Annotated in this window: 28 protein-coding genes and 1 pseudogene; 9 read left to right on the plus strand and 20 right to left on the minus strand. The window is 35.6% G+C overall.

Features of this window, described 5'->3' with window-relative positions:
- The 3 genes and pseudogenes from K2N75_RS01645 to K2N75_RS01655 form a co-directional block, all read left to right on the plus strand.
- Window positions 1–249 (plus strand): hypothetical protein (locus K2N75_RS01645; RefSeq protein WP_300119835.1); only part of this gene is annotated, 249 nt, incomplete at its 5' end.
- 368 nt (window positions 250–617) lie between these two features.
- On the plus strand, window positions 618–758 hold the full coding sequence (locus K2N75_RS01650; RefSeq protein WP_297681159.1) for a hypothetical protein: 141 nt from the start codon (window positions 618–620) through the stop codon (window positions 756–758).
- A gap of 12 nt (window positions 759–770) precedes the next feature.
- A pseudogene (locus K2N75_RS01655) lies at window positions 771–953 on the plus strand (DUF2972 domain-containing protein); the annotation flags it as partial.
- Window positions 954–1095: 142 nt separating this feature from the next.
- On the opposite strand, the gene K2N75_RS01660 reads toward K2N75_RS01655, so the two are convergent.
- The 11 genes from K2N75_RS01660 to K2N75_RS01710 all read right to left on the minus strand — a co-directional run bounded on the left by K2N75_RS01660 (window position 1096) and on the right by K2N75_RS01710 (window position 9987).
- Window positions 1096–2361, minus strand: coding sequence for a 3-isopropylmalate dehydratase large subunit (locus tag K2N75_RS01660; RefSeq protein WP_297681157.1), 1266 nt, complete (start codon window positions 2359–2361; stop codon window positions 1096–1098).
- 20 nt (window positions 2362–2381) lie between these two features.
- A complete protein-coding gene (gene hisG / locus K2N75_RS01665; RefSeq protein ID WP_297681155.1) occupies window positions 2382–2990 on the minus strand; it encodes an ATP phosphoribosyltransferase in 609 nt (202 codons plus the stop codon).
- Window positions 2987–3625, minus strand: a complete 639-nt coding sequence (locus tag K2N75_RS01670) for a type III pantothenate kinase (protein ID WP_297681153.1) — start codon at window positions 3623–3625, stop codon at window positions 2987–2989. The genes hisG and K2N75_RS01670 overlap by 4 nt, the downstream gene beginning before the upstream one ends.
- A gap of 7 nt (window positions 3626–3632) precedes the next feature.
- Window positions 3633–4655: a hypothetical protein gene (locus K2N75_RS01675; RefSeq protein WP_297681151.1), complete on the minus strand. Its 1023-nt coding sequence runs from the start codon at window positions 4653–4655 to the stop codon at window positions 3633–3635.
- Window positions 4642–5235 (minus strand): tetratricopeptide repeat protein, encoded by a 594-nt coding sequence (locus K2N75_RS01680; RefSeq protein ID WP_297681148.1) that lies wholly within the window; start codon window positions 5233–5235, stop codon window positions 4642–4644. Before K2N75_RS01680 ends, K2N75_RS01675 begins: the two co-directional genes overlap by 14 nt.
- A gap of 26 nt (window positions 5236–5261) precedes the next feature.
- A complete protein-coding gene (gene dut / locus K2N75_RS01685; RefSeq protein WP_297681146.1) occupies window positions 5262–5693 on the minus strand; it encodes a dUTP diphosphatase in 432 nt (143 codons plus the stop codon).
- Between the two features lie 9 nt (window positions 5694–5702).
- Window positions 5703–6182: a transcription elongation factor GreA gene (greA, locus tag K2N75_RS01690; RefSeq protein WP_297681144.1), complete on the minus strand. Its 480-nt coding sequence runs from the start codon at window positions 6180–6182 to the stop codon at window positions 5703–5705.
- A gap of 66 nt (window positions 6183–6248) precedes the next feature.
- Window positions 6249–7454, minus strand: a complete 1206-nt coding sequence (gene lpxB / locus K2N75_RS01695) for a lipid-A-disaccharide synthase (protein ID WP_297681143.1) — start codon at window positions 7452–7454, stop codon at window positions 6249–6251.
- Window positions 7455–7466: 12 nt separating this feature from the next.
- Complete coding sequence (locus K2N75_RS01700) at window positions 7467–8141, minus strand: hypothetical protein (protein WP_297681141.1); 675 nt, start codon at window positions 8139–8141, stop codon at window positions 7467–7469.
- The gene (locus K2N75_RS01705) at window positions 8141–8749 is read right to left on the minus strand and encodes an NUDIX hydrolase (RefSeq protein WP_297681139.1); all 609 of its coding nucleotides are present in this window, start codon (window positions 8747–8749) and stop codon (window positions 8141–8143) included. Before K2N75_RS01705 ends, K2N75_RS01700 begins: the two co-directional genes overlap by 1 nt.
- Complete coding sequence (locus K2N75_RS01710) at window positions 8749–9987, minus strand: peptidoglycan DD-metalloendopeptidase family protein (protein ID WP_297681137.1); 1239 nt, start codon at window positions 9985–9987, stop codon at window positions 8749–8751. The genes K2N75_RS01705 and K2N75_RS01710 overlap by 1 nt, the downstream gene beginning before the upstream one ends.
- Before the next feature lie 180 nt (window positions 9988–10167).
- Between K2N75_RS01710 and K2N75_RS01715 the strand changes: the two genes are divergently transcribed.
- The 4 genes from K2N75_RS01715 to flgK are packed head-to-tail and all read left to right on the plus strand — an operon-like array spanning window position 10168 to window position 12988.
- A complete protein-coding gene (locus K2N75_RS01715) occupies window positions 10168–10362 on the plus strand; it encodes a hypothetical protein (RefSeq protein WP_115551535.1) in 195 nt (64 codons plus the stop codon).
- Window positions 10363–10417: 55 nt separating this feature from the next.
- On the plus strand, window positions 10418–10660 hold the full coding sequence (locus K2N75_RS01720) for a flagellar biosynthesis anti-sigma factor FlgM (RefSeq protein WP_297681136.1): 243 nt from the start codon (window positions 10418–10420) through the stop codon (window positions 10658–10660).
- 30 nt (window positions 10661–10690) lie between these two features.
- Window positions 10691–11146, plus strand: coding sequence for a hypothetical protein (locus K2N75_RS01725; protein ID WP_297681135.1), 456 nt, complete (start codon window positions 10691–10693; stop codon window positions 11144–11146).
- Window positions 11147–11158: 12 nt separating this feature from the next.
- The gene (flgK, locus tag K2N75_RS01730; RefSeq protein ID WP_300119842.1) at window positions 11159–12988 is read left to right on the plus strand and encodes a flagellar hook-associated protein FlgK; all 1830 of its coding nucleotides are present in this window, start codon (window positions 11159–11161) and stop codon (window positions 12986–12988) included.
- A 19-nt stretch (window positions 12989–13007) separates the two neighbouring features.
- On the opposite strand, the gene K2N75_RS01735 is transcribed toward flgK, so the two are convergent.
- Genes K2N75_RS01735 through K2N75_RS01745 form a run of 3 tightly spaced genes read right to left on the minus strand, consistent with a single transcriptional unit; the run spans window position 13008 to window position 16049 of the window.
- Entirely contained in the window at window positions 13008–13883 is an 876-nt protein-coding gene (locus tag K2N75_RS01735) for an HNH endonuclease (RefSeq protein ID WP_297681031.1), read from the minus strand.
- Complete coding sequence (locus K2N75_RS01740) at window positions 13884–14585, minus strand: OmpA family protein (RefSeq protein ID WP_297578274.1); 702 nt, start codon at window positions 14583–14585, stop codon at window positions 13884–13886.
- 9 nt (window positions 14586–14594) lie between these two features.
- Entirely contained in the window at window positions 14595–16049 is a 1455-nt protein-coding gene (locus K2N75_RS01745) for a hypothetical protein (RefSeq protein WP_297681033.1), read from the minus strand.
- A gap of 93 nt (window positions 16050–16142) precedes the next feature.
- Here K2N75_RS01745 and K2N75_RS01750 point away from each other — a divergent pair, with 93 nt between their 5' ends.
- Entirely contained in the window at window positions 16143–16916 is a 774-nt protein-coding gene (locus K2N75_RS01750) for a DUF5131 family protein (RefSeq protein ID WP_297681035.1), read from the plus strand.
- Here the strand turns inward: K2N75_RS01750 and K2N75_RS01755 are convergent.
- Both K2N75_RS01755 and K2N75_RS01760 read right to left on the minus strand, forming a co-directional pair.
- Complete coding sequence (locus K2N75_RS01755) at window positions 16908–17606, minus strand: response regulator (RefSeq protein ID WP_297681037.1); 699 nt, start codon at window positions 17604–17606, stop codon at window positions 16908–16910. The genes K2N75_RS01750 and K2N75_RS01755 overlap by 9 nt on opposite strands.
- A 68-nt stretch (window positions 17607–17674) precedes the next feature.
- Entirely contained in the window at window positions 17675–17983 is a 309-nt protein-coding gene (locus tag K2N75_RS01760; RefSeq protein ID WP_297681059.1) for a DUF2325 domain-containing protein, read from the minus strand.
- A 172-nt stretch (window positions 17984–18155) separates the two neighbouring features.
- Between K2N75_RS01760 and K2N75_RS01765 the strand changes: the two genes are divergently transcribed.
- Window positions 18156–18614: a Fur family transcriptional regulator gene (locus tag K2N75_RS01765; RefSeq protein ID WP_297681039.1), complete on the plus strand. Its 459-nt coding sequence runs from the start codon at window positions 18156–18158 to the stop codon at window positions 18612–18614.
- 31 nt (window positions 18615–18645) lie between these two features.
- On the opposite strand, the gene K2N75_RS01770 is transcribed toward K2N75_RS01765, so the two are convergent.
- The 4 genes from K2N75_RS01770 to K2N75_RS01785 form a co-directional block, all read right to left on the minus strand.
- On the minus strand, window positions 18646–19464 hold the full coding sequence (locus K2N75_RS01770) for a M15 family metallopeptidase (RefSeq protein WP_297681041.1): 819 nt from the start codon (window positions 19462–19464) through the stop codon (window positions 18646–18648).
- Window positions 19454–19702: a DUF493 domain-containing protein gene (locus K2N75_RS01775; protein ID WP_297681043.1), complete on the minus strand. Its 249-nt coding sequence runs from the start codon at window positions 19700–19702 to the stop codon at window positions 19454–19456. The genes K2N75_RS01770 and K2N75_RS01775 overlap by 11 nt, the downstream gene beginning before the upstream one ends.
- A gap of 8 nt (window positions 19703–19710) precedes the next feature.
- The gene (locus tag K2N75_RS01780) at window positions 19711–20100 is read right to left on the minus strand and encodes a YbgC/FadM family acyl-CoA thioesterase (protein ID WP_297681045.1); all 390 of its coding nucleotides are present in this window, start codon (window positions 20098–20100) and stop codon (window positions 19711–19713) included.
- 90 nt (window positions 20101–20190) lie between these two features.
- Entirely contained in the window at window positions 20191–20949 is a 759-nt protein-coding gene (locus K2N75_RS01785) for an A24 family peptidase (RefSeq protein ID WP_297681047.1), read from the minus strand.
- Window positions 20950–21015: the final 66 nt, after the last annotated feature.

Raw genomic sequence — 21015 nt, forward strand, 5'->3', positions numbered from 1 at the left:
CATTTAGCTTATCTCTTAGGAGAAGTCTTAAGTAAAGCAGATAAGTTTTGGTATAAAGGTGGATATTTAAAACTCAACCAAGAGATAAAAAAAGCAAAGCAACTCTATAAAATCCACCAAGAGTATAAAGAAAAACTCCAAGAATTAAATCTTTGTTTTTGTTCATTTTTTTGTGTCAAACAAGAGACCCTATGGAACTTCTTAGACATAATTTGGCAAGAGTGGGACGATGGACACTGCATAGTTTAGTTATTGCAAGAGAGTTTGACAAAACTTTTTGTTTTGAGGATGTAGTGTAATCTCTTGAACAATTACAATTTAGAAGGCTTGAAAAGATATTCCTATTCAAATTTGTTTAGTTTTTATACGCATTTAAAAGAATTGCAAAAGAATATTTTAAAAATTGCATTTTTAGATACAAAGGAATTAAATTCCAATGGTGTTATTCCAAAGTTGCAAACCATAGCAAGGGATTTCGGATTTATTCCTATTCAGGATTGCCATAAAAAGGTTCTGCAAACCAATATTTTAAAGGAAGTGCTTATTTATTTCTGCCCCTTACTTTCAAAACTAAGGATTTTAAAATTATCCTTGCAATTCATAGTGATAATTCACAAATGATAGATTTGTATCAAGAAATTATGGGAAAAGCAAATGAAGTCATCGGAGTTTATATTGATAAAGACAAGGCGGAATCTTTTAGAGCAAATGAGATTTATAAGGAATCCTGTAAGTATTTAAAAAATTTTATGGAATGACTTGAGGAAAGATTCCAACAAGAAGACGCAAAGGCATTAACGATAAATGATATTAAACAAGAACCTGAAGCAAGAAAACACATTAAATGTGTTCTTGATAAAGAAGTGGCTACAATAGCTCAATATCGTCCCGACATTGTAGAATCTTGGAAATATTATCAAGAGTTTGAAAGAATGTGTAAGGAGTTAGATTAGGTGTCCTTGCGAGCGGTTACAAATCGCGTGGCAAACTACTTCAGTCATTGCGAGGTTTTTAAACCAAAAAATCTCCTCGCAAGGGCATAGCGGGGCGTATTATCATACAAGTTAAATTTACTCGCAAAGAGAATGCGGAATCCTAAAGTCTCGGGTCGGCGATTTTGCCGACAATTGCGCTTTTTGCTGCAACAGCAGAATTTGCAAGATAAACTTCAGAATTGCGTGCGCCCATTCTACCGATGAAGTTACGATTGGTGGTGGAGACACATCTTTCCTTATCGCCCAAAATCCCCATATATCCGCCCAAGCACGCACCGCAAGTTGGATTTGAAATCAGTGCGCCCGCTTCTAGCAAAATATCAATATAGCCTAATTTATACGCTTCTTTGTAGATTTGTTGTGTGCCGGGAGTGATAATAAGGCGAACATCAGAATGCACTTTCTTGCCTTTTAGAATCTCGCTTGCGATTCTTAAATCGCTTAGGCGTCCATTTGTGCAGCTGCCGATAAAAACCTGGTCAATTTTCAAATCATCTTGGACTGCTTGAGAAATGCTTTTGCCATTGCTTGGGAGATAAGGATAGGCGATTACGGGTTCAAGCTTGCTAATATCAATAGTAAGAGTGCGCGTATAATGTGCGTCAGGGTCAGAGAAAAATTCTTTTGGTTTGGCGCGTAAATTTGGACGATTTGCCAAAAATTCACGCGTAATGGAATCAGGAGCGATGATTCCATTTTTTGCCCCTGCTTCAATCGCCATATTGCAAAGCGAAAAGCGGTCGTCCATACTTAAATATGCGATTCCGTCTCCGCAAAATTCAAGCGTTTGATAGAGCGCACCATCTACGCCAATTTGACGAATAATCTCTAAGATTAAATCTTTGCCATAGATATGGGGCGCAGGCTTGCCGACAAATTCAACTTTGATAGCACTTGGGACTTTAAACCAATTTCTCCCTGTAATCATCGCATAAGCCAAATCCGTGCTTCCCATTCCTGTGCTAAATGCTCCTAAAGCTCCGTGTGTGCAAGTGTGGGAATCTGCTCCGATGATGACATCGCCACTGACAACCAAGCCTTTTTCTGGCAATAGCGCGTGTTCAATCCCCATATCTTTTTCATCAAAATAATGCTTTAATTTGTGCTTTTTAGCAAAATCACGACTAATGCGTGCCTGATTTGCACTTGCAATGTCCTTTGCGGGAATGAAATGGTCCATTACAATGCAGAATCCATCAGGATTTGCAAGCTTTTGCGCTCCGCTTTGCTCATAAGCCTTAATAGAAAGAGGTGTTGTAATGTCATTGCCAATCACCATATCAATGGGAGAATCCACAATTTCTCCTGCATAAACTGCTTTTCCTACGTGGTCTGAAAAGATTTTTTCTGTAATCGTCTGCCCCATTTGAACTCCTTTATCTAAGATTAAATTTGTGTTTTAAAAAATTTTTGAATCTCCAAAATTTCTAATTTTTGTGCATAAAAGCTATTAGGATTCGCAACTAAATAAGCACTAATTTCCATAATGATTTCATCAATTTTGAGGTTATTTTGGCGCATAGTATCTCCTGTCTCTACTAAATCCACGATAGCATCTGCCATACCCACAAGAGGAGCTAGCTCAATAGAGCCATAAAGCTTGATAATCTCTACACTTATTGCCTTTTTGGCAAAAAAACTTTTGGTAATATTAACCATTTTGGTTGCAATTTTTAAATTTGGATTAGAAAAATCCAATATGTAATGATTGGGAGAGCCAATAGCGATTTTGCATTTGCCAAACCCCAAGTCAAGCAGGCGCACAAGCGAGCTTTGCTGCTCTTCCAAGACATCTAATCCTACGACGCCAATATCTGCCGCTCCCCGCTCCACATAAATAGGAACATCTTGATTGCGTACAAGCATAAATTCAAATTTTTCTTTGGTTAAGATGAGTTTGCGGTCATCAAAACAAAGCGGCTCGCCTACGAATTTTTCAAAAATTTGAAGTGTTTTGTCTGCGATTCTACCTTTGGGCAATGCAATTTTTATCATACATAAATTCCTTGTGAGGTGAAGTTTTCGTTGATAGCTTTTTGCATTCCTTTAAACACAAGCAAATCATCATAAAAGCAATCCTTAAAGAATCTTGAAAGAAATTTGCCATCTCCTCCTGTGAAGTGAATTTTTTTATTTTTGGAGGTGTTTTTGAGCATTAAAAGGATAGAGTTTAGCATACCATAGCTTACTGCGTCCCTTGTATTTTGTGGGAAAGTATCCAAATCCACTCCCAAATTCATCTCACAATCTAGTACAGAAATGCTGCTAAACATTTTGCGATATTTTGCGATTCCGGGCATAATAAAACCCCCTAGATGAATGCCTTGCTGCATAATATCTACCGTGATGGCACTTCCTGCATCCACGATGACACCATCGCTAATTGCCTTGCAAGCCGCGATTCTGTCAATGCCTAAACCTTTGTAATTTGTATCAATGTTTAAATAAGGCGTCAAGTCAAAACAGCGAGGATGTGCATAGAGCAAGGCATTTGTAGAATCCTCATTGACGCTGATATACATAATGAGCTCTTTGGAATCCTTAGGGGTTAATTTGGTTTTTTCCTCTTTCCAAATTCTGCCGCGATAATAAAAATGTAAAAAGGTGTTACCAATATCACAGAGAATCATTACGCCTCTATTCTACTTCTAAAATTTTGTTACCAACGAAAATTTTGCGCATTCCAGAAAATGTGGGATTCGTAATTTCATCTGGAAGTGCGAAAATAGAGCTATTTTGCAATTCATCATCTAATACAATAAGATAGCCTTGTGTTTCTAAAATCACAATATTTCTTCCGTGATTTGCTGCAGTAAAATGTGCAAAAGGAAATTTTACACGTCGTTTTTCGTTTAAATCTTGGTCTGTTAAGATAACTTCTCCCTCACTTGTAAAGATAAAGATTCTATCCTCAAAAAATAAAATGTCTTTGATGTTTGCATTAAAGGTGTTAATAACGCTTGGGCTAACAGAAATAATGCGTTTAGGCGTAGCTGCAACCATACGATTTCCGATTGCTTCTAAGAAAATCACATTATTGAAATATTTATCACCATTGACAACAATATTCCGAATCATTTGCATATTATTTTTATCTATGATGACGAGTTTTCCATCTAGGGTTGGTATAACGACAATATCATTTAAAAAATAGGGTGCGGCAATCAATGTATTGTTGGTAGGCGCTAATGCGCTGTCTTGTTTATAAGCAATTTGACTTCTGTTTAAATCATAGAGTGCGAAAGTATTGTTATCAAAAATTACCGCAATAAGCTGTCCATACATAGAAGCACTAATGGGAGTGTTGTCAAATGTAATGGAAGTTTGCGTATTGTCCTCTTTGTGTATTAATAAAAGAGACTGATAGGTGCTTGCTAAGTAATAATCTTCTGTTTGATTAAGATACCGCGCATCTTTTGGGAGATAGACATTTGGGATTTCAGAATATTTTGTAATAAATTGTCCGTTTTTTAAGGTTGCACCATCACGAACAAGAGAAACAATAGGGGAAGGAATAGAATCATTAAAGGAAATTTTACCTTTAATTTCTTCCTCTTTTGGCTCAAAATAATATTTAGAACCACACCCGCTAAGAGATAAAAATATAAAAAGACTCAAAAATAATAAAAGAGGATTCTTAAGAATGTTACTTCTTGACATCATTATTTCCTTGAATGCTCAAATGTTCTAATGCATTGGCAAAATCTCTAATAGGAGAATCGTTTTGGATTTTGGATAAAATCACCTTTGCTTCCTTGCTCTTGCCTGCTTGAATCTCCAAAAATGCAGCCTGTAAATAACCAAAATCTCCCGATTCTTTGGAATCTAGTGTGTTTAAATCTTGATTCAAAGATGCGTTTTGCGATTTAGCAAATTGTGCGATAATAGGGTCTTTGCAGGATTCTAATTTTTTGAGAGTTTCTTTATCATTGGATTCCAATGCTTTTTGAAAAAGATACAAATCATAAAGTCTGCTTTGAGAGTTTTTAAGCGAAGTGATTGCATTTTCATCTCCCTTTAGAGCTTCTTCATAGAGATTAGAAAGCTTTTGTTGTTGATTTTCTTGATAATAATTATTGCCCATATAGCCAAAGATAAGCACCACAATGCCAACCAATAATGCAATGAGTGGAATCTTGTAACGTTTGAACCACCCCTCAAAACGAATGAGGCTTTCTAGCATTTTTTCATCATTACTCATTTCTTCTTTAATAAAATCTACATTTTGTTTTAGGCTCAAATTTTCTCCTTTATTTCAATCTTTTGTTATTTTCCTGTGCTTCCAAAACCTTTTTTACCACGCTTTGTTTTATCTAGTGTTTGAACGACTTTGATTTTTGCTTGTTTGACTTTACAAAGCACCGCTTGTGCGATTCTATCTCCTGTATTAATCTTGAAATCTTCGTCGCCGAAGTTTATCGCAATGATTTTGATTTCTCCCCGATAATCCGAATCAATCGTTCCAGGAGAATTAAGAATCGTAATGCCATATTTTAAGGCTAATCCGCTTCTAGGACGCACTTGGATTTCGTATCCTTTGGGGAAACTAAAACTAAGTCCGGTGGGAATCAATGCCCATTTGCCTTTTTCCAAAATCAAATCTTCACTCGCGCAAAGGTCAAATCCTGCGGCTTCTTTGCTCTGATATTTTGGAATCACAGCATTTGGGGTTAAAGTTTTAATTTTTAAATTTGCCATACAATTGCCTTAGAATTGAATCGGTTGATAAAAAATCTCTAAAACCTCATACTCTACGCGCCCTTTTGGCAAAGTTATGCTCACTTCATCGCCCGCAACTTTTCCTAAAAGTTGTTTAGCTAAGGGAGAATGGTAAGAGATTAAACCTTTTTCTGGATTGCTTTCTGTTGCTCCAACAATCGTATAAGTGAAAGTTTCTTCAGTATCTAAATCCTCTAATTTAATAGTTGAACCAAAGCTAATTTTGCTATGCTCTAGTGTAGATGGGTCAATGACGCGAGCATCTGCGACAAGTTGTGTTAGCTCATTAATACGCGCATCTAAAAAGAGCTGACGCTCTCTTGCAGCGTGGTATTCTGCATTTTCTTTCAAATCCCCGTGCTCTCTTGCAGTGTCAATTTCAATAATATTTTTTGGTCGTTCAACTTCTTTAAGATTTTTGAGTTCAGAAATTAATTTATCATAACCATATTTGGTCATAGGTTCCATAGCTTCCCTTAAGAATAAAAATAATTTAGATATAGTAAAGAAAATAGGGTTAAAAAGCCCTTTATTTTATAAATTTTTTGCAAAATTTTGTAATTTTTTTGCGCAGGATTCCGCACTGCCGTGTGCAAGATATTGAGAGAGAATCTTTTTTTGTTTAAAAAAATAGGAATAATCAAAATGAAAATACGCATTTTGCAGATTCTCTACATTTACGCAATCTTGTAAAAATTCCGGGTGAATGGGAAAAACAGAGGGATTGGGATTGTTTTTGGGGGCATTAAAAAAATGAAATTCTAAAAAAATATTTGCTAAACCAATGTAATTTAAATGAACCAAAGTTTTAGCAATCCAATAATCTAATCTTTTGGCTTTGTAGGCTAAAATCGTTGGAATCCCAAGCAATGTAGATTCTAAAGTTGCTGTACCGCTACATACAAAAGCAAATTCGCTTTGTTGTAATCCAAGATAAGTATCAAAGGAAATTTCAAATGCACTAATATCTCCATAGATTTCGTTTAAGTTTTGTGTTGCAAAAGATTTAGGAATAATCAAAATGGCACTTTTCCCTTGCGTTTTTAAGGTTTGAGCAAGTTGATTGAAAATAGGAAACAAAGCACGAATTTCGCTTCTACGAGAGCCGGGCATAAAGGCGATTTTTTGGGTTTTTTGAGGTGCATCAAAGGAATAAGGAATCACATCAAGAAGTGGGTGTCCCATATAGGTAATTGGAGCGGTTTTTGGATAAAAGTTTTTTTCAAAAGGCAAAATGCCCCATAATTCATCACAAGTTTCACTTAAAATGCGCGCACGTTTAGGTTTCCAAGCCCAAACTTGAGGCAAGATATAATAAATAATGCGCGGTTTTTTTTGAGATTTTGTTTTGGAAATGAGTTTGCGAATCGTTTGGATTAAAGGAATATTAAAAGAAGAGGAATCCATAAAAAGTGCTACATCGCAAGTGGAGGCAATTTGTGCAAGCTGATTTTTGAGTTTGAAAAATTTTGGAATGAGTTTAAGAATCCCGACAAATCCCATAACGCGAAAGGATTCGGGATTGTAAATAGTTGGAGAGAAAAAATGAGAATGTGCGGAATCTGCATTGGGCTGCGCAGTGTTTTGCGATTCTTTCAACGCTTGCCGAATCAACACTTCATCAAAGATTCCATAAAGGACAAAGGGGGTTTGCGTTTGTTGTAGGGATTTGAGTAGATTTGCTAAATGGAGGTTGGCAGAGTATTCTATCGCAGAGACGAAAAGATTTAATGGTTCCATTGGTTTTAAAATTTACGAATCGTGCGAGGATTCGCCAGAATCTTTGGGGGCTTGATTGGGCTGAGTTTGCACTAATTTGCTAGAATCCTCTTGCAAATGTTGAATTTCAGATTCTAGCTTTGAGCTTTCCAAAAGAAGCGTTTTGAGCTGGGATTGTATTTTGGTTAGGGTATCAAAAAGCAAAGTAGCAGATTCCAAAGGAACATACTCTTTAGCGGGGTTGGCAAGCAGTCGCTGGTGTTTTTGATAGGAAATCTCTAATTTCTCTAAGGCTTTTGGGCGCACAAGAGAAATGTTTTGTAGGATTTTCTCTGTGGATTTTAAAGATTTCTTAAGATTTTGATATTGTGTTTCTAAGGCTGTCCAATCCAATGTTTGGGATTCTAAAGTATCAGTTGCTAAAGAGTGGGATTGGTTTAGAGATTCAAGCTGTTGCTCTTTGATAGTAATCTCATTTGTCAAGGTTTTATTTCTTTGTTCTAGTTCTTTATTGTCTGCTAAGAGCAACGCATTTTTGGCGGATATTTCATTGAAAGATTCCATTAAGGAATCTTTATCCTTTTTGAGTGCGTCAAATTCTTCATTAAAACGTTTTTTTTCTGTTTCAAAAATAGTGTAAATTTGCCAAGATTCCTTGATTTCGTCTAATTTTTTGGTGAGTTCTTGGAGTGCAGAAAGATTTTGCATTAACAACCCCCAAAATTTTTAAAAAACCAAAGAAATGCGAACATTACACCAGAGGTTTTGGGGTAAGATTCGTCCAAAATAAAATTATAAGCTTCATTTTTAGAAATGAAAACAACCTCAATATTTTCATCTTCTATACCACCTCCTTGATTTTTCCGACACGATTCATCAATCGTAGCAAAAAAAAGCGTTTGTTTGCTGCCCGCAAATCCAACAGAGCTATAAAATTCTGTAATTTTGTGGATATTTTCTAGTGGAATCGCATAGCCACATTCCTCTAGGATTTCCTCTTGCGCAATTTCTTTGAGAGATTTTCCCTCCTTGTCTGTGATTCCAGCACAAAGTTCAAAGGTATAACCTAATTCAGCTTTGAGATTCTGTGTTTTACGAATGTTTTCTTTGAGATACACAGCAGGGCGGAATTGTTTGACGATAACAAAAGATTCCTTTGGCTGATGATAAAGCAAAATCGCTACACTATCGTGCGCTTCAATAATGTCCCAACTACGTTCTTTGCCGTTTTCACAGAAGAGCATTCGTTTGGGTTTGATATATTGCGAATCTTGGCAACTGCAAAAACGAATATTAGAAATATCTTTGAGTGCCATTAGTTTAAATTCTTGTCCTCTGCATTAAGATAGACAATGTAGCCATTTTGGATTCTTTTAAATGGGGTTTGGTTGTCAATGCTTTGTGTAAGAGCGGTGTTTAGGGCTTGTTGGTAATTTTTGGCAAGGATTAAAAACTCCTCTTTTTCTTTGTCTTTAAGTTTTGAATGGGCAATTTTTAAATGTTTAATTGGATTGACCGCATTACCATTTTTGTAAAGTCCAAAATGCAAATGTGGTCCTGTGCTAAGTCCTGTGCTACCTACCGTGCCGATTTGTTTTCCTTGTGCAACGCTTACACCTGCCCGAATCTTGCGGTCAATCTTTTGCATATGCGCATAGAGTGTTTTATAGCCATTTTCGTGCTGAATAATCACGGTTTTGCCATAGCCACCTTTTGTGCCTGCAAAAATCACCCTACCTTTCCCTGCCGCACGGATAGGGGTATGACGAGGCGCAGCATAATCTGTCCCTAAATGCGGGCGTTTATATCCAAGAATTGGGTGCTTGCGTCCCATAGAAAAGTGAGAAGAAATGCGTTTATAGTGAAGTGGCACCGTGAGTAAATATTTACTTAAATTATTGCCTTTTAAGTCGTAAAATTGTCCATCTTCGTGACGCACAACATATTGATGTCGCTTACCAACATTTAAAATAGACGCTTTAATGTTAGGTGAGCCAAAGTTCTTACCCAAACGATATTTGCGCTCATAAATGATAGCCAATTTATCATTTTTACGCACTTCGCGGCGAAAATCTACACTTCCTTTGTAGGCTTGGATAAAATCATTTGCCAAAAATTTATCCCCTGTGAGTTTAACGATGTCATTATAAAGTGAATTTTCTACAGAAAGAGCAATTGTTCGCTCTTCCGTGAAATAAGCTACAGGGATTGCTCGCATACCATAAGAATCTTTTTCTTTAAAAATATGCAGTTGTGAATTTTCGTTGATAGGGATTAAAGCTTGCAACAAAGTGGAATCCTCATAGAGTGTATAAAATGTGCTACCGCTAATAATTTCATCGGCGAGTTCTTTATCTTCTGGGGCTAAATCATAATAAACTTTTAAAGGGATTCTGTTTTTTTCAAAAAATGTAAGTAGTGTTTGTCCTTGTTCCCATTGGGATTCTTGAATATTTGCAGCATTGGCGCAAACTGCCCCAAATGCGCCAAAAAGACAAAAGGTTTTTAAAGAATGTTTAAAGAATGTTGATTTAAGAATTTTAAAAAGTCGCATAGATTCGCCCCTGATTCAGTGTAGTTTTGGGATAAAATTATTTAGAGAAAGTAGATTATAGCACAAAAAGAGCGGTTTGCCGCAAGAAATATAAAAAATTATAAAATTTTTTATATTTCATTAAAAAACAAAATTCTGCTATACTTCTAATATTTGAAAATATTATTTCAAGGAGCAATGATGAAAGATTGGTTTGTGCCATCTATGGGATTTGGGCTTTTTATTTATTTTATGCTCTTTGTAATTTTATATACAATTAAAATTGGAGGTCCTAATGTTCCATTATATGGTGATGGTCAGCAAATTGCCCCTCCAAAGTCCGATACAGAAAAGTTTTTGCAAGATGTTTCAAAAAGTGTGCGTGAATCATTTTAGTTTTTTCAAAAATAGCCGATATTAATGGAAAGATTTTTTAAGAAAGGAGAAAATTATGATTAGTCATTTGATGAGTAATTCGGTTTTTTCAAATGCAATAAATCAAGCGAATAATAAAAATACTTCGCAGATTAATAATGCAAGAAATGAATCAGTCAATGAAAAACCACAGGCAGAAAAAACTGCAAAAACCTCTAGCGCTAGACTAGATGAAATCAAAGCCGCCATTAAAGATGGCACTTATAAATTAGATTTAAAGGAGAGTGCGCAAAAGTTGGCACAAGAATTGCTTAGATAAGAGATAAGTCTATTTTATAGGAGTTATCTCATGTCTTTGCAGTTCTTAAAAGATGCTTTAGAAGATATTAAAGCACTCATTGCAATTACAGAACAAGATATTGCCGATGTTAAAATCGCAAATAACGAAGCCGTCTTTGCAAGGATTCCACAAAAAGAGGAATTAATTGCGTCTTTTATTCGCAAAAAAGAAGCCTACGCTAAAAGTATTGAAGAGCGTTTGCGCACAGAATATCCCAACGCTACTTTAGAGGATTTAACTTACGAGGACAAACAATATCTCTTGGGTGAGGGTGCAAGTGAATGCACTGCAGAGCTCCACGATCAATTAGAGGTTTTAAAGAATCTCAATTATCGTTTTGGCAAGATGTCCTTAGCGGTTTCAGAATTTTACAGCTCTCTTTTAAGCAAAATTGTTCCCGTTGAAGAACGCGGTTATAAAAAACAATCCTTAGGCAATGCATCCTTTCTGCATACCGAAGTGTAAAGGAGGTGCGCTATGGGAGGATTGCTTTCATCATTAAATACTCCATACACAGGCTTGACTGGGCATCAGGTAATGGTGGATACAACAAGTAATAATATCGCGAATGCAAATAATGAATTTTATTCTAGACAAGTCGTCAGAAGTGCTGCAGAGACTCCACTTTGGAAGCAAAATTATGCTCTAGGACAAGGGCTTGATATTATGACGGTGGAGCGCATACACGATGAATATACTTTTATGCGCTACAAAAAAGCCACTTCAGAAAAAACCTATTACGACACGAGTTTTGCAGGACTTAGGGAGGCTTCTTCGTATTATCCAGAAATTGATGGAGTAGGAATCTACAATGATTTGCAGAATTACTTTAATGCTTGGAAAGATTTAGCCACCAAAGCAGGAGACCCTGCGCAAAAGATTGCATTAGCGGAGCAGGCAAATACACTTTCTAAAAATATTCAAGAAACACGCAATTCCTTGGTGTATTTACAACAACGTTTGAATGATGAAGTTAAAGTTGCAGTGGAGGAAGTCAATCGCTTGGCAGAACAAATTGCGATGATTAATAAGCAAATTAATGAGTATGAAAATCAAGATTTGAATAGAAAAGCAAATGATTTACGTGATTTGCGTGACCAATATGAGTTTGAGATTAACAATCTTATCGGTTGTGAAGTTTTCAAGCAAGAAGTCAAAGGGAGTGCGTGCGTGAATAAAAATATCGCGGATTTTGACGAGGATTACACATTGACTATTGGTGGAAGGTCTATTGTAGATGGGGAATCTTGGCATCCTTTGACTTTGGATAATTCTCAAAATGAAAGCGGAATCTATACGATTAAATACCTACGCAGAGACCACAAAGAATACAATTTAACCAATGTCTTAAACGAAGGGAAAGTTGGGGCATTATTGGATTTGATTCGCACCGAAGAGGTTTTTACTTGTCAAGGAACTTTGGGGAAATTGCAAGTTTATATTAATGATTTAGATACTTTTGCTAATGGAATCATTGAAGCAACCAACAATATTTATGCGCAATGCTCGCAATTGGGGGCGCGTAGTGATAAGCTCTATATTAATACACAAGACGCATTGACAACAAGTGGCTATAATATCCGCGAGGGAAGTTTCAAGGTTGTAATGTATGACAAGCAGGGCAATGAGCTCGGTGCGCGTGAGGTTAAAATAGATAATCTTACCAATATGCAAAGTATTATTGACCAGCTTAATGCAAATCTTGATGATAATTTAGATGGCAATGCTTTGAATGACTTTGATGACCGATTCCAAGCGACTTATAATAACGACACGCAAACCTTTGCGATTACTTCTAAGAATCCCAGCGAGGAAATTTATATTTCTATTCAAGACAATGGCACAAATTTCGCAGGTGCATTTGGTGTCAATCGTTTTTTTGACGGAAATGACGCAAGTAATATAGAGCTTGCGAGGGCTTATCGTGATGACCCAACCTTGATTCGTGCGTATCGTGAAGCAGTCAATGGTAACTTTGAAGTTGCAAATATGATGCAACAATTACAATATGATAAAATCACTTTTACCGATGTTTATGACAGGGAAGAGCGACAGGAGACGATTAGTGGATATTTTCGCTATATTGCAAGCAAGGTTGCTTCACAGACAGAGGGAACGCAAATAACACAAGAAACCAAAGAGGCAGTGTATAATTCAATCAAGAAAGAATACAAAACCATTTCAGAAGTTTCCGTAGATGATGAATTGGTGAATCTCATTAAATTTCAAACAGGTTATAGTGCAAATGCAAAAATGATTTCAGCTATTGATGAGATGATTACCACGCTTTTGGGGATTAAGCAATAGTTAAATTGATAGGGTTATACTAAAAAGGAATCTCATCATCTAGCTCTATAATGGGTGTTGCGCTATGTTTTCTTAAATTTTCTATCTTTTTAGTATCCTGTGGGCTAACATACAAATGCTGATGATTGGGTTGGCTTCTGTGGCAGACTGCACAGAGTGCTATTAGATTTGAATAGGAATTGTCGCTCTTTACGCCATTTTTGTGATGCACTTGTAATAAATATTTATATTGCGACAAATCTACTCCGCAAATCTCACAAACATAATCTTTACTTTTTCTATAATTTTCAGAAACTTGATTCCAATTATTTGCATAGCTTGGCTTGTATTTTGTTTGTTTTGGCAGTTGTTCAAAATGTGTTTCATAAGTGGCTAGAAATTCTTTGATGTCAAAGGAATCAAATATATCTTTTTTGTGATTTGGGTTGCTATTGGCGTAATTTTGGTAATTAATAAAATTTAGACAATACTTACAAACCCTTAAAACAACTCTTGCCTCTGTAATCATTCCTCTATCTTTGCCATCTATAATGAATTGTCCGCTTGTATCTATGGTGGCTATGTATCTGTTGTATCTTTTGTTGCGACTCATTTCTTGTAATTTTTCACAATTTGCAATGTGGAATTTGTTGCATTTTTCTGGATACTTTATTAATTCTTGCAGTGGAGAATGAAATTTTGAAGTATGGTCTGGAATATAGAGTAAGACTTGAAAACCTTTATAGCTTAAAAGCCCGTTGCTAGTTGGATGTATCCATTCAAGTTCAATTTCCTTTCCAATCTCTAGTTGCTCTAATATTTTTAGCTTCTCATAATCCATTTTTTCGGGTGTAATCTGAATCGTGTCGGTTATTTTTACAAGTTTCTGGATTATATTTTTTGTTTTTGAAAACATTTAAATCCCTGTTAGAATTTTTCTGATTTCGCTATCTGCATTAGTGATGATACGAAAAGTAACTCTCCTTGAGCGTTTCTTATCCTCTATTCCGTTTAAATCAACGATTATTTTTGATGATGAAAAGCCCACAGCAACAAGGTTTGATTTTATCCATTCTTTTTGCTTTATGGATACTTGCGGGATATAGTAGGAATATTTTAAAATGCTCAAAGTTCTCTCTTGAGAGAGTTGCATATTTTTAAAATACGCAGTGTTTTGATTTTTTTCTTGCTGCCATTCTGATGAGGTATGTCCCTCTATGCGCACTTCTTGAATACTTGGATTGAATTGCTCCAAAGTTTTTAAAAAACGAGGGATAAAGTCTGATAGAATTTGTTGGAAATGACGATTTATCTCACTACTTCCTGTTTTAAAAAGCACTTCAGGGGAATTAAATTCAAAAGATAAAGTTTCGCCATTGATAGAAGCGTTCCATTTCTTTAAATCCAACTTAAATTCCTCGTGGAGTGCTTTATGGATTGCTGTTTGGTTTTTTTCATAGGTAATGGCTATATTTTTAATTTTGTCATTTTCGCTTTCTTTATATCGCATAAATGCCACAGAAATAAACAGAAATACCACCATAAGCCCAGACATTAAATCCGATATGGTAAGCCAATATTCTCCGCTGTTTTCGCTAGAGTTTGAAGAATTATCCATCTTAAAGTCCTATCCATTATATTTTTGCATTTTGTTATATTCTGCTACGATTTTCTTGGCAATCTCCGCTAATGCTCCGCCTATGCTAGCCATAGAATTATCAATTTCTCTCTCCATATCTTCTTGTATGGTTTGATGAGATTCTCCTAGAGATTGCATTGATTTCTTTATTTGAGATTCCATATCCTTTTGCATAGCGGCAATAGAGTTTTCTATGAGGCTACCAAGTTGATTTTTGAAATGTTCAGTGCTTTCTCTAAAATGTTCTTGTATCTCGCTGATTCTGCCTTGCAAGGCTTCATAATGATTGGTCGTTTTAGTAACAGAATCTAAAATATCCTCTGTGATTTGATTAACTTTTTCTGAAATATAGGGCAGGGATTGTGTCGCCTTGTCTTTTATTTCTGCGAAAGCCTCTAAATCGTTTTGCAGATTTTCTACTTGCTTTTGCTGCAAGGTTAGTTGTCCCTTTTGAATCTCTAAAATCTCTGTTAGGGATTCCATAGTCTGTGGAATGTTTTGTGTTGCCTCTTGGATTTTTGAGATTGAATCTTTTGTTTCTAAGACAGCTTGTGAAGTTTGCGTTATGGATTCTGCCCCTAGTGCGTATTGTTCTATCATTTGTGCAATTTGCGTTTTGTAGTTTTCCTGCCATTGCACTAGCGTGAAAACTGCTGTATTAAGCTCTTTGAAATTCTCTCCAAACTGCTCTGTTAGGTTGTTATTAAACTCTACAATCACTTGCTTTAACGCTTCTATGACTTGTTCTGTGGCGGATTTGGATAAAATATCGGCAAATTCTTGAAATTTATCCCATAAAGTATTTTGGAATTCTCTAAAAGATTCTTGTTGATTTCCTATATTCTCTGCTATTTTAACGAAAATATTTGTTTGAAGCAGCATTTCTTTTGGTATTTGTGCGATTGTTTTTTCTAGTGTTTCTGTGAAATATGTTTGGGATTCTAATGTGTTTTTGTCAATATTGTTTAGCTTTGTGCTAATATCTGTTTCTAATAGCTTAATTTGCGCTACAAGGGCGGATTCTTGTGTTTTATTTAGAGTAATAATCTCTTGAAGCGCATTGACTTGCTGCGCTAAAAGAGGTAGGATATTTTCTTGTGTGGTAGCGGCAGCGGAGGGGGTAGATTTGTGGATAAATTTTGTCTTTTTAATGCTTTGATATAGGATAGAGGAAGCCATACCAGCAAGGCTAGTGTAAAATGCAGTTTTCATTCCTGCTAGTAAGTTTGCAATACTGCTATCAATATCTGATGGATTAAATGTCGCAAGTCCTATTGAGATTCCTATAAAAGTTCCCAAGATTCCAAGTGAGGTAAGAAGCATTGGAATATAAGAAGCAAAGGGGGAGTTTATTTTTAAAGATTCTAACCGAATACCAGCGATAAATAAACCACAGATAAGCACGATAAAAAAAATTGTGGTAAGGTTTGCAAAGATTTCCATAAAAACTCCAATAAAATCCAAATAAAGATTTGCATTATAACAAATTTACAACATTTATCTTATAATAAGCATTTGTTTTAAGGATTCTTATCTATGCGTTATCCTAAACTCCCATTCTTTGATACGCCCTTAGAGATTGCCTACAACCCTTGGCACGGCTGTGTGCGCTTTAGTGAGGGTTGTAGGAATTGTTATGTTTTTGCAATAGATTCTATTGTTGGAAAAAACGCTAAGAAACTTGATAAAACACGCAATTTTTATTTGCCTATTGCCAAAAGACGCAATGGAGATTATAAGATTCCAAGTCATTCAAAAATTTGGCTATGTTTTAGTAGTGATTTTTTGCTAGAAAGTGCAGAGGAGTGGAGGGCGGAAGTTTGGAAAATGATTGCAGAGCGCAAGGATTGCACTTTTATCTTTTTTACCAAACGCATTGTGCGATTCTTGCAATGTATTCCTAGTAATTGGGGGGAGGGTTATCCAAATGTCATTGTAGGTTGCAGTGTGGAATCCCAAAAGGAAGCAAAGGTAAGGTTACCTTTATTTTTAGAGTTACCTATCGTAACACGTTGGATTGTTTGCGCACCACTTTTGGAGAGTTTGGATTTAACTCCCTTTTTGGATTCTAGCAAAATTTCAGAAATTAGTGTGGGTGGAGAATCGGGATTGAATGCTAGAGTATGTGATTTTGCTTGGGTAGTTTCTTTGCAACAACAAGCAAAACTTGCAGGAATAAAATTTTGCTTTCATCAAACAGGAGCGAACTTTATTAAGGATTCCAAGCTTTATAGGATTCCAAAGAAGCTGCAAAGAATCCAAGCGCAAAAGGCGAATCTTGATTGGAATCCTAGATTTGGATTATTCTGAAATAATGCGATTGAGTTTGTAACCCAAGCGGGAATGGTTGCGAATGAGGTCGTGATAAGTCTTACGGCGAATGCTATTAACATGCATACGCAAGGAATCCATTGTCATTTGCTGTCCTTTCCAAATTTTTTTGTGGAATTCTTCATAGGTTACAGGAAAACCATCCGCATTAATCAACAAATCCAAGATTTGGCATTCTCTATCTGTGAGTTCAAAGACTGCAAAGCCTTTTAAGATGGATTTATCTCTTTTGCGATAAAAGATACCTTGTCCCAAATCCACGGTTTGTTCTTTGTGTAATTGTTTGTTGATTCCTAGCAACAATACAAAGAGTTCCTCTAAATCCACTGCCTTTTTGATAAGCGAACAAGCGTTTAGTTTAATCATTTCGTTGATTTTTTCTTCATCACTATAAGCTGTCATAAAAATGACAGGAATATTTGGATTGGTTTTACGCATAGTTTTAATCATCGCGATTCCATCTATTTTACCCTCTAAATTGACATCGGTAATTACAATGTCAATCACATTATTCTTAAAATGTTTCAAACCGATTTCGCCTTTTTTGGCAGTCAGAATCTTGCGACAACGACGTTCTAATGGAATCCTTAGCAAATCTAACGCGACTGGGTCATCTTCCACAATAAGAATCGTTAAATTGCCAAGAGGTTCAAGCAGGGCAGGCAGCATTCTTATCCTTAAATTAAAATAAAATATAATTTAAGAATAATTTTACAAAATTAAAATTAAAATTAAAATTAAAAGCTGCCACAAGGGCAATTTTCATTACCAAATGTTTTCATAAATTCACAATATAAACAACTTACGCTTCGTTTGGCACAGATAACAGGAATATCTTTCTTTTTAGCTTCTGTGCGAAATTTTCGCATTGTATTGTGATTTAAAAAATTCGTAAGCATTACAAGGCAGCCAATGTTTTGGGGCAAATCTTTGTGGTTGATACTTTCTCGCCTGCCGTCCCAATGTGTAATGGATTTGCAACCTAAGTTTTTCAAAACGGCTTTAATGGGTGTAATTTCATCACCACCAATCACTAAAACGGACATCATTCACTCCTTAAATAAAATTTTAATCAGAATTTATTCTGCAAAATGATAATTAATATCAACTTAATATAATATAAAAATGATTCTTATTTTATATTTGATTTATTTTATAATATTTTGCTACAATTAAAATATTTTAAATTACATAACACCTTAAACGCAAGGATTTCAAATGAAAAAATATAAAGAATCTCTCAAAACAATTTTAGATAGATTGCATTTATCTATTAAAAAAAATAATCTCAAAAATTCTAAACAACGCGAATTTATACTCAAAGCACTTTATGATGATGGCGGGCATTTAAGTCCAGAGGATATTTTTGCAATCATTCGTAAAACCTGTGCTAACGCAAGTATTTCGTCTATTTATCGTATTCTTTCATTTCTTGAAAAAGAGGGATTTATCAATTCTATTGAAGTAGATAAAAGTGGAAAACGTTATGAAATTGCAAGCGGTTTGCACCACGACCATATTATTTGTGTAGAATGTGGTAATATTGAGGAGTTTTGTAACAATGAAATTGAAAGATTACAAGTAGAAGTTACAAATTCTTACAACGCCAAGCCTGTGGGACACGATATGTTGCTTTATGTGGTTTGCGAAAAATGTCTTAAAAAGGTTGCAAATTAGACTTTTATCCTAGTTTGCGGGATTCTAAAGGTTATTGTTTGGAATCCCAAAGGCTTTGGGCATAACATAAAATCTCTGGGCGATATTCAAAATGCATTGTATCATAATGCCACCAGCGTCCGCCCCAAATAAAATTTTCACTTTCAAACGCTTCAATGATTTCTAATGGAATCGTAGCGACAGATTGTGAAGTGCTAAGCGCGTGTTTTTTAAAGTCCCATAACCAATAACGAGAATGGGCAACATTAATATCTATCGCGATTCCAAAACTATGCGCACTTAGATTTTGAGAATCTGCGATTTTGCGCCATTTAAAAGTTCCACCAATATTTTGTAAATAAATTTTAAGGGGAGGATTGGATTCAATGAGGCTCTCTAAGCGATTTTTCACGCGTTTTAAAGCGTCATAAGCACCATTTTTGGTGTTGAAAAGTATCTCGGTGTCATCTAACCACACGAGAGGTTTTAAATGCTGTTTAACTTCCGCTTCATTTGCTCCATAAATTGTAGAAAAGAATAATACATCACGAATCCTAGAGCTATCCTCATAAGGCTTTCTGGCAAAACTTCCTAATGGATAAGGAAACACGAAAGAGTCTATTAGTTTTTGTGTTTGCAAAGCCTCTGTCAAAGGCGTAATGTCGTTAGGTGTAAGATTCCAAGTGAGCGTTTGGTTGTCGCGGAAGTTTATATTATTTTGTCCCTTGCTTTCTAACATATTATAATGTTGCAATAAACATTTTGTCGCGGCTTTGGAATCAAAAATAATAGGAATTTCAGAAAGAGATTCCGCGTAAAGTAGGATTTGAGAGCTTAAGACAATGCTAAGAAAGATTGCTTTAGAGAACAAACTTAATCCTTGCATCGTGATGTAGTTTTGCAAAGATTGCATCGCGTTCCTCTTGGCTAGAGACAACGACTTCTATATTAATGCTATGGTATTTGCCTTTGCTGCTTTCTTTGGCAGGTGAGTGGATAAACTCCTTATCTATTAGTTCAAGCGCAGTTAAATATAATTCCTCTTTGCTATTCCCAATGATACGATAATGCCAAGTACAAGGATATTGAATTTTTTGTTCTTGTTCCATTATTTTCCTTATTGTAGAGTATTAAATACTTCTTGCGCCCACAAAGGGATTCTAGTAATTTTTTGGGATTGACAATCCATACAAACAAGCGTAATTGTAGCAGAAAAAATTTTGGTAGGAATCTTAGAATTTGCAAGATAGATTGTTTGCAAAAGTTTCACAGAAGCAGATTTTTGCTCCAAAATTTGCGTTTGCACTTCCAATAAATCCCCGAGTTTTGCTGGGTGATGGAAGTGGATTTGCATTTCTTTGACGACAAATCCGATATTGTCTTGCAAGGGTGTAATTTTGGCTTTGAAAAAAGCCTCACTTCTTGCGCGTTCGCAATATTTTAAATAGTTTGTATGATAAACAATTCCACCGCAATCCGTGTCTTCATAATAGATTCTAACCTGCATAATGTTCCTTAAATTTTTAATTTTTGTGCCGTTATTGTAAGTTGATTTTTGTAAAACTGCGTTGAAAGTTGGATAACAAAACAGAATCCTTTAAAGAATTTGAAAAAATTGACATAAAAGAGTGAGAAAAAATCCCAAGAACAAGAAAGGCACAAAAGGAATCGCAAGGGTTTTGGAATTAATTTTGGGAAAGTATTTAAGGATTAATAAAACAAAAAGTGCGGAACTTGCTCCAAAAAAGATTGCCAAGATTCCATTTCCACCAAGTGCCGCGCCAAGTGTTCCAAAAACGATAATATCTCCTTCTCCCAAGACTTCTTTGCGGGTGAAACTGCCCACAAAAAGCCGCAAAAAACTTGCAATCCCCATAAAACAAAAAGCAAAGAGTAGAGATTCTGCCCAAGCCACACCAAGTAAATTTGCAGGCAACTCTCCTGTGCCATAACTCACCCCAAGCACTAGATTAAGGAAGTTTAAACTATCTGGAATCTCTAAAAAATGCCAATCTATAACGCTTAAAACATAAAAACACAGCAAAAGCCAAAAAAGAATTATTCCAAAAATGCCAAGCCAAACATAGCAAAAGATTGCCAAGATTCCACCTAATGCCTCGCTGAAAAAATAATAAAATGGAATCTTAGCAAGGCAGTAAGGGCATTTTGCACGATAAAAAAGAAAAGAAAATAAAGGAATCTTATCTTTAAGTTTAAGGCTTTTTTGGCAGTGAGGGCAAAAAGAATTTGGAGTGATGAGGCTTAAAGAATGTGGAATGCGATAGATAAGGACATTGGCAAAAGAGCCAAAACTCAATCCAAAACAAAAAACTAAAACAATTTCAAACCATTCCAAATTCATTCCATTCCACATTTGTTTTCGCTACAATTTTACCCAAATTTTTAAGGCTTTAAAAGCCTA

Origin of the sequence: Helicobacter sp., assembly GCF_029067145.1 — a bacterium.
Taxonomy (GTDB): Bacteria; Campylobacterota; Campylobacteria; order Campylobacterales; family Helicobacteraceae; genus Helicobacter_D.